At 62.0% G+C, this 13,807-nt stretch carries 14 protein-coding genes and 1 tRNA gene; 12 read left to right on the forward strand and 3 right to left on the reverse strand.

Translation table 11 applies throughout. The annotated features are described in order from the left end of the window. Positions 1-11 precede the first annotated feature (11 nt). The 12 genes from ruvA to ACN6NG_RS05535 all read left to right on the forward strand — a co-directional run bounded on the left by ruvA (position 12) and on the right by ACN6NG_RS05535 (position 8,843). Positions 12-629, forward strand: coding sequence for a Holliday junction branch migration protein RuvA (ruvA, locus tag ACN6NG_RS05480; RefSeq protein WP_016498324.1), 618 nt, complete (start codon positions 12-14; stop codon positions 627-629). Further along, entirely contained in the window at positions 626-1,672 is a 1,047-nt protein-coding gene (gene ruvB / locus ACN6NG_RS05485; RefSeq protein ID WP_016488653.1) for a Holliday junction branch migration DNA helicase RuvB, read from the forward strand. The genes ruvA and ruvB overlap by 4 nt, the downstream gene beginning before the upstream one ends. A 125-nt stretch (positions 1,673-1,797) precedes the next feature. Beyond that, positions 1,798-2,250 carry a tol-pal system-associated acyl-CoA thioesterase gene (gene ybgC / locus ACN6NG_RS05490; RefSeq protein ID WP_016498325.1) on the forward strand — a complete coding sequence of 151 codons (453 nt, stop codon included), beginning with the start codon at positions 1,798-1,800 and terminating at the stop codon, positions 2,248-2,250. A 2-nt stretch (positions 2,251-2,252) separates the two neighbouring features. Then, positions 2,253-2,948 carry a protein TolQ gene (tolQ, locus tag ACN6NG_RS05495; protein WP_008090219.1) on the forward strand — a complete coding sequence of 232 codons (696 nt, stop codon included), beginning with the start codon at positions 2,253-2,255 and terminating at the stop codon, positions 2,946-2,948. Between the two features lie 14 nt (positions 2,949-2,962). Then, the gene (gene tolR / locus ACN6NG_RS05500) at positions 2,963-3,415 is read left to right on the forward strand and encodes a protein TolR (protein ID WP_012273765.1); all 453 of its coding nucleotides are present in this window, start codon (positions 2,963-2,965) and stop codon (positions 3,413-3,415) included. Next, positions 3,415-4,533 (forward strand): cell envelope integrity protein TolA, encoded by a 1,119-nt coding sequence (tolA, locus tag ACN6NG_RS05505; protein WP_016498326.1) that lies wholly within the window; start codon positions 3,415-3,417, stop codon positions 4,531-4,533. The genes tolR and tolA overlap by 1 nt, the downstream gene beginning before the upstream one ends. 26 nt (positions 4,534-4,559) lie before the next feature. Beyond that, positions 4,560-5,831, forward strand: coding sequence for a Tol-Pal system beta propeller repeat protein TolB (gene tolB, locus ACN6NG_RS05510; RefSeq protein ID WP_063427433.1), 1,272 nt, complete (start codon positions 4,560-4,562; stop codon positions 5,829-5,831). Between the two features lie 54 nt (positions 5,832-5,885). Continuing rightward, complete coding sequence (gene pal, locus ACN6NG_RS05515; RefSeq protein ID WP_012273762.1) at positions 5,886-6,386, forward strand: peptidoglycan-associated lipoprotein Pal; 501 nt, start codon at positions 5,886-5,888, stop codon at positions 6,384-6,386. A gap of 6 nt (positions 6,387-6,392) precedes the next feature. After that, positions 6,393-7,199 carry a tol-pal system protein YbgF gene (gene ybgF, locus ACN6NG_RS05520; RefSeq protein WP_016498328.1) on the forward strand — a complete coding sequence of 269 codons (807 nt, stop codon included), beginning with the start codon at positions 6,393-6,395 and terminating at the stop codon, positions 7,197-7,199. Between the two features lie 168 nt (positions 7,200-7,367). After that, positions 7,368-8,015, forward strand: a complete 648-nt coding sequence (gene queE / locus ACN6NG_RS05525) for a 7-carboxy-7-deazaguanine synthase QueE (protein WP_041167623.1) — start codon at positions 7,368-7,370, stop codon at positions 8,013-8,015. A gap of 17 nt (positions 8,016-8,032) precedes the next feature. After that, the gene (gene queC, locus ACN6NG_RS05530) at positions 8,033-8,707 is read left to right on the forward strand and encodes a 7-cyano-7-deazaguanine synthase QueC (protein WP_353455870.1); all 675 of its coding nucleotides are present in this window, start codon (positions 8,033-8,035) and stop codon (positions 8,705-8,707) included. A 60-nt stretch (positions 8,708-8,767) separates the two neighbouring features. Further along, positions 8,768-8,843: transfer RNA gene (locus ACN6NG_RS05535), tRNA-Lys, on the forward strand. Between the two features lie 84 nt (positions 8,844-8,927). Here the strand turns inward: ACN6NG_RS05535 and ACN6NG_RS05540 are convergent. From ACN6NG_RS05540 to ACN6NG_RS05550, 3 genes are all read right to left on the reverse strand, one after another. Beyond that, positions 8,928-9,887 carry a cation diffusion facilitator family transporter gene (locus tag ACN6NG_RS05540; RefSeq protein WP_016498331.1) on the reverse strand — a complete coding sequence of 320 codons (960 nt, stop codon included), beginning with the start codon at positions 9,885-9,887 and terminating at the stop codon, positions 8,928-8,930. 142 nt (positions 9,888-10,029) lie between these two features. Continuing rightward, positions 10,030-12,096, reverse strand: coding sequence for a methyl-accepting chemotaxis protein McpU (gene mcpU / locus ACN6NG_RS05545; protein ID WP_063427430.1), 2,067 nt, complete (start codon positions 12,094-12,096; stop codon positions 10,030-10,032). 66 nt (positions 12,097-12,162) lie between these two features. Then, positions 12,163-13,515: an APC family permease gene (locus ACN6NG_RS05550; RefSeq protein WP_016498333.1), complete on the reverse strand. Its 1,353-nt coding sequence runs from the start codon at positions 13,513-13,515 to the stop codon at positions 12,163-12,165. Positions 13,516-13,807: the final 292 nt, after the last annotated feature.

Consider the following 13,807-nt stretch of genomic DNA (forward strand, 5'->3'; position numbering starts at 1 on the left):
AGGATCGGAACGTGATTGGACGTTTGCGCGGCACCCTGGCGGAGAAACAGCCGCCGCACCTGATTATCGACGTCAACGGCGTGGGTTACGAACTGGAAGTTCCCATGACCACGCTGTACCGTCTGCCCAAGGTGGGCGAACCCGTCACCGTGCACACCCATCTGGTCGTGCGCGAAGACGCCCACTTGCTCTATGGGTTTGCCGAAAAGCGCGAGCGCGAGCTGTTCCGCGAGCTCATCCGGCTTAACGGCGTGGGCCCGAAGCTGGCACTGGCGCTCATGTCCGGCCTGGAAGTCGATGAGCTGGTGCGCTGCGTGCAAGCCCAGGACACCTCGGCCCTGGTACGCGTGCCCGGTGTCGGCAAGAAAACCGCCGAACGCCTGCTGGTCGAGCTCAAGGACCGCTTCAAGGCCTGGGAAACCTCCCCGGCCATGTTCACCCTGGTGTCCGATGGCCCGCTGCCGGCCGCCAGCGAGTCGAGCGCCGAGGCTGATGCCGTCAGCGCCCTCGTCTCGCTGGGCTACAAGCCGCAGGAAGCCAGCAAGGCGATCGCCGCGATCAAAGACAAGGCCGGCCTGAGCAGTGAAGAGCTGATCCGCCGCAGCCTTAAAGGGATGATTACCAAGTGATCGAAGCCGACCGCCTGATCGCCGCCAGTGGCCGCGACCGCGAAGAGGTCCAGGACCGTGCGATTCGCCCGCTGAGCCTGGACGATTACATCGGCCAGCCGGTGGTGCGCGAGCAGATGGCGCTGTTCATCCAGGCCGCCCGTGGCCGTAGCGAGTCGCTCGACCACACGCTGATCTTCGGCCCGCCGGGGCTGGGCAAGACTACCCTGGCCAACATCATTGCCCATGAAATGGGTGTGTCGGTGAAGAGCACCTCGGGGCCGATCCTGGAGCGCCCCGGCGACCTGGCGGCCATGCTGACCAACCTCGAACCGCACGACGTGCTGTTCATCGACGAGATCCACCGGCTGTCGCCGGTCGTCGAAGAGGTGCTGTACCCGGCCATGGAGGACTTCCAGCTCGACATCATGATCGGCGAAGGGCCGGCGGCCCGTTCGATCAAGCTCGACCTGCCACCGTTTACCCTGGTGGGGGCTACCACCCGTGCCGGCATGCTCACCAACCCCTTGCGCGACCGCTTCGGTATTGTCCAGCGCCTGGAGTTCTACAGCGACAAGGACCTGGCCACCATCGTCAGCCGTTCGGCCAACATCCTTGGCCTGGTCATCGAAGACCAGGGCGCCTACGAGATTGCCCGGCGTGCCCGTGGCACGCCACGTATCGCCAACCGCCTGCTGCGCCGCGTGCGCGACTACGCCGAGGTGCGCGGCAAGGGCCAGATCACCAAAGCCGTGGCCGACATGGCGCTGAACCTGCTGGATGTCGACGAACGTGGCTTCGACCATTCCGACCGCCGCCTGCTGTTGACCATGATCGAGAAGTTCGATGGCGGCCCGGTAGGGGTGGACAACCTGGCTGCGGCCATCAGCGAAGAGCGTCATACCATCGAAGATGTGCTGGAGCCGTACCTGATCCAGCAGGGCTACATCATGCGCACGCCGCGCGGTCGCGTGGTCACCCGGCATGCCTACCTGCACTTTGGCCTGAATATTCCCGGGCGTTTGGGGGAGGGCGGTGATTTTTCCGAGCCAGGCGATGAATGACAGATCAAAAGCGACTTTTCGTGGTCCTACCGCTGGCATGCAAAGGGTGCGCTGGCAATAAGACATTAATGAAGAAAAAACAGTTGCCACAGCGGATTGGCAAGCTGAGGAGTAAGCACTAGAGTATGCGCGCGCAAAATCAGCTCGAACCGTTCGCACACCGTTGTCGCGTCTATTACGAAGATACCGATGCGGGCGGCGTGGTGTACTACGTCAACTACCTGAAATTCATGGAGCGCGCGCGCACCGAACGCCTGCGGCACCTGGGTTTTTCCCAGTCGCAGCTGGCCGAAGACAACCTGCTGTTCGTGGTCCATTCCAGCGAAGCGCGCTACCACGCGCCGGCGCGGCTGGACGACGCGTTGCGGGTGACCGCGCAAGTACTTGAACTCAATCGCGCCAGCCTGCGCTTTGTACAGCAGGTCTGGCGGGAAAAGGATGAAACGCTGCTCTGCGAAGGGCAGTTCCTGGTGGCCGCCGTGCGCGCCGACACTTTCAAACCCCGAGCCATACCCCCCCAGCTGCGCGACGCCTTGGCGGCGGACGGCTCGGGTAACCAATCGAATGCAGGAGAATAAGCGTGGAAGCTAACGTCGTCGACCATACCTCCATGTGGAGTCTGGTCAGCAATGCCAGCGTAGTGGTACAGCTGGTAATGCTGATCCTGGTGGCCGCCTCGGTCACCTCATGGATCATGATTTTCCAGCGCAGCACCATGCTGCGCGCCGGTCGTCGTGCGCTGGATGCCTTCGAGGAGCGCTTCTGGTCGGGCATTGACCTGTCCAAGCTGTACCGTCAGGCAGGCAGCAACCCAGACCCGGATTCCGGCGTCGAGCAGGTGTTCCGTGCCGGCTTCAAGGAGTTCTCGCGCCTGCGTCAGCAGCCGGGCGTTGACCCGGACGCCGTCATGGAAGGCGTTGGCCGTGCCATGCGCGTAGCCATTTCGCGCGAGGAAGAAAAACTCGAGCAGAGCCTGCCGTTCCTGGCCACCGTCGGCTCCACCAGCCCGTACATCGGCCTGTTCGGTACCGTATGGGGGATCATGAACTCCTTCCGCGGCCTGGCCAGCGCCCAGCAGGCCACCCTGGCCACCGTTGCCCCGGGTATCGCCGAAGCGCTGATCGCCACCGCCATCGGCCTGTTCGCAGCAATCCCGGCGGTAATCGCCTACAACCGTTTCGCCGCGCGCAGCGAAGTGCTGATCGGTCGTTACTACACCTTCGCCGACGAGTTCCAGGCGATCCTGCACCGCAAAGTGCACACCAGCGAAGAGTAATCAGGTAGAAGCCCATGGCCCGAGTTCGCCACAAACGCAAGCCCGTCGCCGAGATGAACGTGGTGCCCTACATCGACGTGATGCTGGTGCTGCTGGTCATCTTCATGGTGACGGCGCCCATGCTCAACCAGGGCGTGAAAGTCGACCTGCCCAAGGTTTCCAGTGAAGCCTTGCCGCAGGACAACAACGTCCAGATCCTCACCATCTCCATCAAGGCCGACAAGACCTACTACTGGAACCTTGGCAGCGAAGTCGACACCGACAAGCAGATGGACAAGGCCATGACCTTGCCTGACATGACCAATGCAGTGACCAAGATCATTGCTGCCGGCCGTGACCAGGGCAAGCAGACCCAGGTGTTCATTCGTGGCGACAAGGCTGTCGACTATGGCGCGGTCATGGGTGCCATGGGCGGGTTGCAGAAGGCCGGTGTCGGTAACGTTGGCCTGATTACCGAGGCGCCCTGATGCAACAGCGAGAGCCATCCGCCTCGGAAAGCTACTTCTGGCCCAGTGTCTGGGCCATTGGCCTGCATGTGCTGGTGTTTGCCATGCTGTTCGTCAGTTTCGCCATGACGCCTGAGCTGCCGCCTTCCAAGCCGATCGTTCAGGCTACCCTGTACCAGCTCAAGTCCAAGAGCCAGGCGACCACCCAGACCAATCAGAAGATTGCCGGGGAAGCGAAGAAAACCGCTTCGCGCCAGACCGAAGTCGAGCAGCTGGAGCAGAAGAAGGTCGAGCAGGAGGCCGTGAAGGCCGCGGAACAAAAGAAGGCCGACGCCGCTCAAAAGGCCGAGGAGGCTCGCGAAGCTGCCGAGGCGAAAAAAGCCGAAGACGCTGCCAAGGCTGCCGAAGCCGCCAAGGCTAGCGAGGCCAAGAAAGCCGCAGAAGCCAAGAAGGCCGATGAGGCGAAGAAGGCCGCCGAGAAGCAGCAGGCCGACATCGCCAAGAAGAAGGCCGAGGAAGAAGCCAAGAAAAAAGCCGAAGAAGAGGCCAAGAAAGAGGCCGCTGAAGAGGCGAAGAAACAAGCCGCCGAGGATGCCAAGAAAAAGGCAGCCGAAGAGGCCAAGAAGAAAGCAGCCGAGGACGCCAAGAAGAAGGCGGCGGCCGAGGACGCGAAGAAGAAGGCAGCTGAAGAGGCCAAGAAAAAGGCCGCTGCAGACGCCCAGAAGAAAAAGGCACAGGAAGCGGCCCGCAAGGCGGCAGAAGACAAGAAAGCCCAGGCCCTGGCCGAGCTGTTGTCCGACACCACCGAGCGGCAGCAGGCGCTGGCCGACGAGCAGGGTGACCAGGTGGCCGGCGACTTCGACGACCTGATCCGTATGCGCGCGGCCGAGGGCTGGGCGCGTCCGCCTTCCGCGCGCAAGGGCATGACGGTGGTCCTGCAGATCAACATGTTGCCGGACGGTACCATCACCAGTGTCAGCGTGGCCCGTTCCAGTGGTGACGGCCCGTATGACAGTTCGGCGGTGGCTGCGGTGAAGAACATTGGTCGTTTGACCGAGATGCAGGGTATGAAGCCGAGCGATTTCAACCAATATCGTTCGTTCAAGATGACATTTACACCTGAGGATCTAGCGTTGTGATTAAACGTCTGAGAGGACTGCTGGTCATGCTGTGCTGCGTGGCAGGCATGGTCGTGGCAGAGGAAAAGAACATCCTGGTCACCAGCGGCAGCGATCGGGCGACGCCCATCGCGGTAGTGCCGTTCGGTCTGCAAGGTGGTAGCGTGCTGCCCGAGGACATTGCCGACATCATTGGCAACGACCTGCGCAACTCCGGCTACTACTCGCCGATTCCACGGCAGAACATGATCAGCCAGCCATCGCAGGCCAGCGAAGTCATCTTCCGTGACTGGAAAGCGCTGGGTGCCCAGTACGTGATGGTCGGCAGCATCGTGCCATCGGGCGGTCGCCTGCAGGTGCAGTACGCCCTGTTCAACGTCGCCACCGAGCAGCAAGTGCTGACCGGCAGCGTCGCGGGCAGCACCGACCAGCTGCGTGACATGGCGCACTACATTGCCGACCAGTCGTTCGAGAAGCTGACCGGCATCAAGGGTGCGTTCTCTACCCGCATGCTGTACGTGACGGCCGAGCGTTTCTCCACCAACAACACCCGCTATACCCTGCAACGTTCGGACTACGACGGTGCGCGTGCGGTCACCCTGCTGCAATCGCGTGAGCCGATCCTGTCGCCACGCTTTGCGCCAGATGGCAAGCGTATCGCCTATGTGTCGTTCGAGCAGAGACGCCCGCGCATCTTCATTCAGAACATCGATACCGGCCGCCGCGAGCAGGTGACCAACTTCGAAGGCCTGAACGGCGCGCCAGCCTGGTCGCCGGACGGTTCGCGCCTGGCGTTCGTACTGTCGAAAGACGGCAACCCGGACATCTATGTGATGAACGTGGCGTCGCGCCAGATCAGCCGAGTTACCGCAGGCCCAGGTATCAACACCGAGCCGTTCTGGGGTAAAGATGGCAATACCCTTTACTTCACCTCCGACCGTGGCGGCAAACCGCAGATCTACAAACAGTCGGTCAGTGGTGGTGGTGCCGAGCGCGTAACCTTCGTGGGCAACTACAACGCCAACCCGAAACTGTCCGCTGACGAAAAGACTCTGGTGATGATCCATCGCCAACAGGGCTTTACCAACTTCAAAGTGGCGGCACAGGACTTGCAGCGCGGAAGTGTAAAGATTCTCTCGGAAACAAGTCTTGATGAGTCTCCCACTGTTGCGCCAAACGGCACCATGCTAATCTACGCCACCCGCCAGCAGGGCCGGGGAGTCTTGATGCTCGTGTCGCTTAATGGCCGCGTGAGGCTCCCACTTCCTACCGCTCAAGGCGAAGTCAGAGAACCGTCCTGGTCCCCTTACCTGAACTGATTGCGGCGTAATACGTTTTGCTTAACACACTGGGGTTTCATTAGGAGTTTCACGATGGAAATGCTGAAGTTTGGTAAATTCGCTGCGCTGGCTCTGGCCATGGCCGTAGCAGTAGGTTGCTCCTCGAAGGGCGGTGACAACGCAGGCGAAGGCGCTGCTGTAGATCCGAACGCTGGCTACGGTGCCAACACTGGCGCTGTTGACGGTTCCCTGAGCGAAGAAGCCGCCCTGCGCGCAATCACCACCTTCTACTTCGAATACGACAGCTCGGACCTGAAGCCAGAAGCCATGCGCGCTCTGGACGTTCACGCCAAGGACCTGAAGTCCAACGGCAACCGCGTTGTCCTGGAAGGCAACACCGACGAGCGCGGCACTCGCGAGTACAACATGGCTCTGGGTGAGCGTCGTGCCAAGGCCGTTCAGCGTTACCTGGTTCTGCAGGGCGTTTCCCCTGCTCAGCTGGAACTGGTCTCCTACGGTGAAGAGCGTCCTGTTGCCACTGGCAACGACGAGCAATCCTGGGCTCAGAACCGTCGCGTAGAACTGCGTAAGTAAGTTCTTATGCGTATGTGCCGCCGTGTAGTAACCGTCCTCGCACTCAGCCTGCCGCTCGCGGCCTGGGCTGAGGTCCCTGTAGTAGATGACAACGCAGGCAGCTATCCGCCTGTGGGTTATGGCACGAGCGGCGCCTATGCCGGGTCAGGGGCTTCGGCCCCTGCCTCTGCACAAGGCCAGCTGTTCATGCAGCTGCAACAGATGCAGGACCAGCTTTCCCGCCAGCAAGGCATCATCGAAGAGCTGCAGAACGATGTGTCGCGCATGAAGCAGGAAAACCTGGAGCGATACCAGGACCTGGACCGTCGCATCAACAGTGGCGCTGCACCTGCCGCGACCCCTGACAATTCCTCCGGTGGTGGTGCTTCAAATGCCGCCCCAGATGCAGCAGCTGGTGCTGCTGCGCAACAACCGGCCGCCAGTAGCGAGCCCGGCGATCCAGCGAAAGAGAAGCTCTACTACGATGCTGCTTTCGACCTGATCAAACAGAAAGACTTTGACAAGGCCAGCCAGGCGTTCAATGCCTTCCTGCGCAAGTACCCCAACAGTCAGTACGCCGGCAACGCGCAGTACTGGCTGGGTGAAGTGAACCTGGCCAAAGGCGATCTGCCGGGTGCCAGTCAGGCCTTCGCCCAGGTCAGCCAAAAGTATCCCAAGCACAGCAAAGTGCCGGATTCGCTCTACAAACTGGCCGACGTCGAGCGCCGCATGGGCCATACCGACAAGGTCAAGGGCATCCTGCAGCAGGTCATCACCCAGTACCCCGGCACCTCCGCCGCGCAACTGGCCCAGCGTGACTTGCAGAAGCTCTGAGCCCTGTAGCTGTACCGCTCGAAAGAAACCCGCGCCAGTCGCGGGTTTTTTCGTTAGAATCACTGCCCTTTTTTCGTAAACACGCTGCTGCGGATAACGCCATGTCGAGTCCGCGACAGTGCCTGACGGAGGCGGACAGCCTGTTTAGCTGTCACGCCCGTGGCGAGCATGCAAGACACATTACGCATCACAGAAGTCTTTTACTCTTTGCAGGGTGAAACGCGAACGGCTGGCTTGCCCACCGTATTCGTGCGCCTTACCGGCTGCCCCCTGCGCTGCCAGTACTGCGACAGTGCCTATGCCTTCACTGGCGGCACTATTCGTACCCTGGATTCGATCCTTGAGCAGGTTGCCGGCTTCAAGCCCCGCTACGTTTGTGTCACTGGTGGCGAGCCACTGGCTCAGCCCAACGCCTTGCCGTTGCTACAGCGCCTGTGTGATGCCGGTTACGAGGTGTCGCTGGAAACCAGTGGTGCGCTGGATATCGCGGGCACCGACACCCGCGTCAGCCGCGTTGTCGACCTGAAGACCCCGGGTTCCGAAGAATCGCACCGTAACCGTTACGAGAACATCGAGCAGCTGACCCGCAACGACCAGGTCAAGTTTGTCATCTGTTCCCGTGAGGACTATGACTGGGCGGTTTCCAAGCTGATCCAGTACAACCTGGCTGAGCGTGCCGGTGAGGTGTTGTTCTCGCCGAGCCACCACCAGGTGAGTGCCAGCGACCTGGCCGACTGGATCGTCGCCGACAACCTGCCTGTACGTTTCCAGCTGCAGTTGCACAAGCTGCTGTGGAACGACGAACCCGGACGTTGATTGAGAGTAAAAAGCACATGACTGAGAAACGCGCGGTAATCCTGCTGTCTGGCGGCCTCGATTCGGCCACCGTCGTAGCCATGGCCAAGGCCGAAGGCTACAGCTGCTACACCATGAGCTTCGACTATGGCCAGCGCCACCGGGCCGAGCTGAATGCTGCTGCCCGTGTCGCCCGGGACCTGGGCGTGGTCGAGCACAAGGTCATCGGCCTGAACCTGGACGGTATCGGTGGTTCGGCGTTGACCGACAGCAGCATCGAAGTGCCGGAAGCCCCGAGCGAAGGCATCCCGGTCACCTACGTGCCGGCGCGTAATACCGTGTTCCTGTCGCTGGCCCTGGGCTGGGCAGAAGTGCTGGAGGCGCGTGACATCTTCATCGGCGTCAATGCCGTGGATTACTCCGGTTACCCCGATTGCCGCCCCGAGTTCGTCGAAGCCTTCGAGCGCATGGCCAACCTGGCAACCAAGGCCGGTGTAGAAGGGCAGGGCTTCCGTATTCAGGCGCCGCTGCAGAACATGAGCAAGGCGCAGATCGTGCAGGCTGGTATGGCCCGCGGCGTGGATTACAGCCTGACCGTTTCCTGCTACCAAGCCGACGATGATGGCCGCGCTTGCGGAAAATGTGACAGCTGCCGCCTGCGCGCCGACGGCTTCAAGGCGGCCGGTGTAGCAGACCCGACCCGGTATGCTTGAAAAAACCTTGATGGGGTATTGATTTCTCGTTAGAAATCAGTATTATACGCGCCATCAATCGGGTCGTTAGCTCAGTTGGTAGAGCAGTTGGCTTTTAACCAATTGGTCGTAGGTTCGAATCCTACACGACCCACCATACGCAGTATGTCAAAGCCCGCTACCAGAAATGGTCGCGGGCTTTTTCGTTTTCGGGATCCTGGGGCCGCTTTGCGGCCCCAGCTTACTCAGCCCACTCCGGGTCGCCGGTGAACACCACCGTCAGCCAGCGGTCCGGCCCTTCGCCGCCTACCGCATCACCAATCTCGTTGCGCCACGTATCCCATTCATCGATGGTCTTCGCGGCCATTGTCTTTGGCACGATGAAATACAGCTCGATCTCCCGTGAGCGCCCAACCTTGGCGACATAGGCGCGGTACGACTGCAGCCCGTGGCGGGCGACGAAGGCCTTGGCCACTTCATCGACGTGCAGCTTGAGGTCGCCGGGGGTAACCAGAAAGATTTCAGATAGCGCCTGGCGCACCACCGACAGCGGCAGCGGAATGATCACCAGGCACACCAGCGCCAGTACCGCCGGGTCGATGTACGGCGACACCCACTCCAACGACGTGCCTTGCACCGCGTAACCAAAGCAGAAGGCGATCAACAGCGCGGCAGTGATGCTGGCCGACATCACCCAGCCCTTGACGTCCATGCGCACAAAGTCTGACTTCAGCTTGCGATTGGCGCGGGCTTCGACGACGGCGATGGTCACGCAGGTGATCACGGTCAGTACCGCATAGACCATGGCAATGCCGAACTCCAGGTGGCGGCCGCCTTCGAGCAGGCTGCTGACGGCGTTTATCAGCGCGTAGATGGCCACACCGCTTAGCAGGATGCCGTTGAGTGCCAGCACCATCGGTTCCAGGTGCCAGAAGCCCATGGTGAAGCGCTCGCGCAGCTTGCGCGACATTTGCACGCTGGTGGTGTGCGAGGTGATCAGCTTGACCACTACAAGCGACAGGCCGCTCATGCTGGCGTCGACCAACGAGTACACGCCGTCGAAGACGATGGAGAACGACCCGGAAGCCAGGCCGAAGGCGATACCGATGGTGGCGATGAACAGGGTGACGGCAATCGAGGTACGTAACAGGCCCTGTTCGCTGGTGATGTCGAAGAAGGTGGATCGGGTTGGATTAGGCATAAGTTGTGCTCAAGAATAACAATGGTGCGGTGCCTGTCAGGGCCTCTTCGCGGGCACGCCCGCTCCCACAGGAACTGCACAGCCCCTTAGGGTTACGCCGAACCTGTGGGAGCGGGCGTGCCCGCGAAGAGGCCCCGACAGGCTAAACGCGAAACTGCTCCATCAGCGCCTGCTGCTGGTTGGCCAGCCGGTTCAGGGCTTGGCTGATGCGTGCTGATTCATCGGCCTGCCCGGCCAGCGATTCTGTCACATCTCGAATGCCGGCCACGTTACGGTTCACTTCCTCGGCCACCGCGCTCTGCTCTTCCGCCGCCGAGGCAATCTGCAAGTTCATGTCGCTGATCACCGCCACGGCCTCGCCAATACGCTGCAATGCCGGTAATGCCTGCTCCATGCGTGCCGCACTATCCTGGGCCTGGCGTTGGCCTGCATGCATGGCCCCCACCACGTCCTGGGTGCCTTGCTGAAGGCCTTCGATGACCTGGCGAATTTCCTCCACCGACACCTGCGTGCGCTGCGCCAGGCCGCGCACCTCATCGGCGACCACGGCAAAACCACGCCCGGCTTCGCCCGCGCGGGCGGCTTCGATGGCGGCATTGAGTGCCAGCAGGTTGGTCTGCTCGGCAATGGCGCGGATCACCTCCAGCACCGAACCGATCTGGCCGCTGCGGCCTTCGAGTGCTCGCGCCTCGTCCATGGCCGTGTTCATGCCGGCAGCCAGGCGATCGATGCCCTCGCGGGTGCTGTCGATCAGTTGCAGGCCTTCGCGGCTGGCCTGGTCGGCGGCACGTGCGGCCTGGGCTGCTTGCGATGCGTTGTGGGCGACATCCAGGGCAGTGGCGCTCATCTCGTTGGCTGCCGTGGCTACTTGTTCGATTTCACGGTGCTGCTGCTGCATGCCATTGCTGGTCTGGCTGGCGATGGCGGCCGACTGGTCGGCGGTGCCGCGGGCCTCCTGCAGCGAGCCTTTGACCTGGGCAATGACCGGCTGCAGCTTGTCGAGGAAGCGGTTGAACCAGTGGGTGAGCTGGCCCAGTTCGTCCTGGCGGGCGTAGTCCAGGCGGCGCGTGAGGTCGCCTTCACCGCTGGCGATGTCTTGCAGGCGTGCGGCGACGGCCAGGATTGGCCGGGTAACGCCGCGTGCGGTCAGCCACACCAGCAGCAAACCTGCGATGGCGGCGCCAAGGCCGATCAGCAGGCTGGTGAGGTTGGCATTCTGGTTGTGCGCATCCAGGCGCTGGTTGAGGGCCACGGCGGGTGCCTGCAGCACGCTTTCTGGCAGCTCCAGCAACACCTGCCAAGGCGCGGCGTCAGGGATGGGGGCGAAGGGGTGGGCTACGCGCAGCAGGCCGTCGGCCACCGTATTGTCCATGGGATTGCCGAGCGCGCTGGCATCGCGGCTGTTGCCTGCCAGCAGGCCGGCTGCGCTGGCGATGCTGACATGGCCCTGGCCATCAAACAGCTCGCGGCGGCCGTCCAGGCTCAGTTGCTGCAGGTTGGCCAGGCCGATGTCCAGGCCGACCACGCCGACCACCTTGCCATGCTCCAGCAGCGGCAGGGCAATGCTGGTCATCAGCACCTGGCGGCCATTGACCTCGTCGAGGTACGGTTCGAGCATGCAGGCACGGGCGGTGTCCTGCGGGCAGGTCAGCCAGCGGTTCTTGGCCGCACCGTTGCTGCCGATGCTGGCATCGCCGAGCATCGCTTCCGGCATGGCTTCAAGTTCCAGGGTGCCGGGGCGAGGCTGCGACCAGTACATCGAGAAACGCCCCCGTTCATTGCTGCCCATGGCGTCCTGGCCGAGGTGCTGGCTGTCCTGCTGGTCCAGCGCGTTGGGCTGGAACACCAGGTACAGGCCGATCACATCTGGGTTGCCGGCCAGGCTGGCGCGGGCCTGGCGTGTCAGCTCGGCCCGCAGGTCGCTGCCGCCTCGGGCCTTGAGCACCTGCACCAGGCGGGCAAAGCCATTGCCGTACTGGTAGGCGTCCATGAAGTAGCGCTGCACCCGCAGGGCCTGGGTTTCGGCATGGGCCTGCAGGCGCTGGCGCGCGCTGCTGTCGAGCATGGCGGTGTTGGCCTGGTTGACCAGGGCAGCGCTACGCTGCGCCTGGGTCAGTGACGTGGCCACCAGCAGGGCGACGATGGCCAGCAGGCACAGGCCGGCGAGCAGGGTGATCTTCCACTGGATGGAGAGGCGACGCAGCGGCATGAGGGCTTTCCTTTTCGATCAAGTACAACGCCCGCGGTCAGGCGCGGGCGTTGTAGGCAGCGTGGTTCATTCGGCGACGTAGTTGGGCGGTGCCGACCGGAAGGCTTTGGTCAGCCAACCCAGGTAGATCAATCCGACCGCCGCCCAGATGCCGCCGAACATCAGCGAATGCGCGTTCAGGTCCAGCCACAGCGAGACGATGATGCAGAAGCCTATGGTCGGCAGCACCAGGTACTTCAGCTGGTTGGCCAGGCCCCGGCGGTTGCCTTCGCGCAGGTAGCAGTGATTGATCACGGACAGGTTGACGAAGCTGAACGCAACCAGCGCACCGAAGTTGATGATGGAGGTGGCGGTGACCAGGTCGAAGAAGATCGCCGACAGCGCAACCAGCCCCACCACGGCAATGTTCAGCACCGGCGTCTTGTAGCGCGAGTGCAGGCGGGCAAAGAGGCTGGCCGGGATCACGTTGTCGCGGCCCATCACGTACAGCAGGCGCGACACGCTGGTCTGGGAGGCCAGGCCCGACGCAATGGTGTTGATCACCGTGCAGGCGATGAAAATCGACTGGAACAGCTTGCCGCCAACGTACAGGGCGATTTCCGGCAGGGCCGCTTCCTGGTCGTGGAAGCGCGCCATGGTCGGAAAGTAGGCCTGGATGAAATACGATACGGTGATGAACACCACGCCACCGATCAGCGCGGTGAGGAAGATCGCCCGCGGGATGGTCTTGGCCGGGTCGCGGGTTTCTTCGGACAGGCAGGTGACCGCGTCGAAGCCCAGGAACGAGAAGCACAGGATGGTCGCACCGGCAGCCAATGCACTCAGGTGCGTCTGGTTGTCGGCGAACGGCAGCAGGCTCCAGGTGGTGCCCAGCCCTTCACCCTGGCCCAGGCCGCGCACGCACAGGTAGATGAACACGGCGATGATCGCCACCTGCACGCCCACGAACAGCAGGTTGAAGTGCGCCACCAGGTTTACGCTGCGCATGTTGATCAGGCTGATCAGGCTGACGAAGCCGACCACCCATATCCACTCCGGTACTTCGGGGAACATGGCCGAGAGGTACAACTTGGCCAGCAGCGCGTTGACCATTGGCAGCAGCAGGTAATCCAGCAGCGACGACCAGCCGACCAGGAAGCCCACATGCGGGTTGATCGCGCGTTGGGTGTAGGTGTACGCCGAGCCCGACTGCGGAAAGCGCTTTACCAGGGTGCCGTAGCTCACGGCGGTGAACAGGATGCCCGCCAGCGCCAGGATGTAGGCGCTGGGCACATGGCCGGCGGTGATCCCGCTGACGATGCCGAAGGTGTCGAACACGGTCATCGGGGTCAGGTAGGCCAGGCCGATGATGATCACGTGCCAGAGGCGCAGGGTTTTGCGGAGTTGGCCGTTGCCGGAAGCGCTGTGATCAGGCTGCATGCTGGCATGGCTCCTGGGCGTAAACGGCGGGCACGGTGTATTGCGCATGCGGCAAGGGCGAGCGGGTGGGCTCCATGTTGTTCACCTTTTTTGTAGGAGCGGCGGAAGGCGCGGGGGGAGACGCGCTAAGTGGTGAAAATAAAAAACGATGGGTAGGTTAGTGTCAAGTTAAACATGACAAGATGTTACCAAATTGAAATATTTATCGATTTATAGGGGCTTTTGTTCGGTTTTTGCGCGGTTTTTTGCGGTTTTGATCAATTCGAATGTTCGTAAAAATTAACGAATGATG

The organism is Pseudomonas sp. TSO6 (assembly GCF_056098905.1).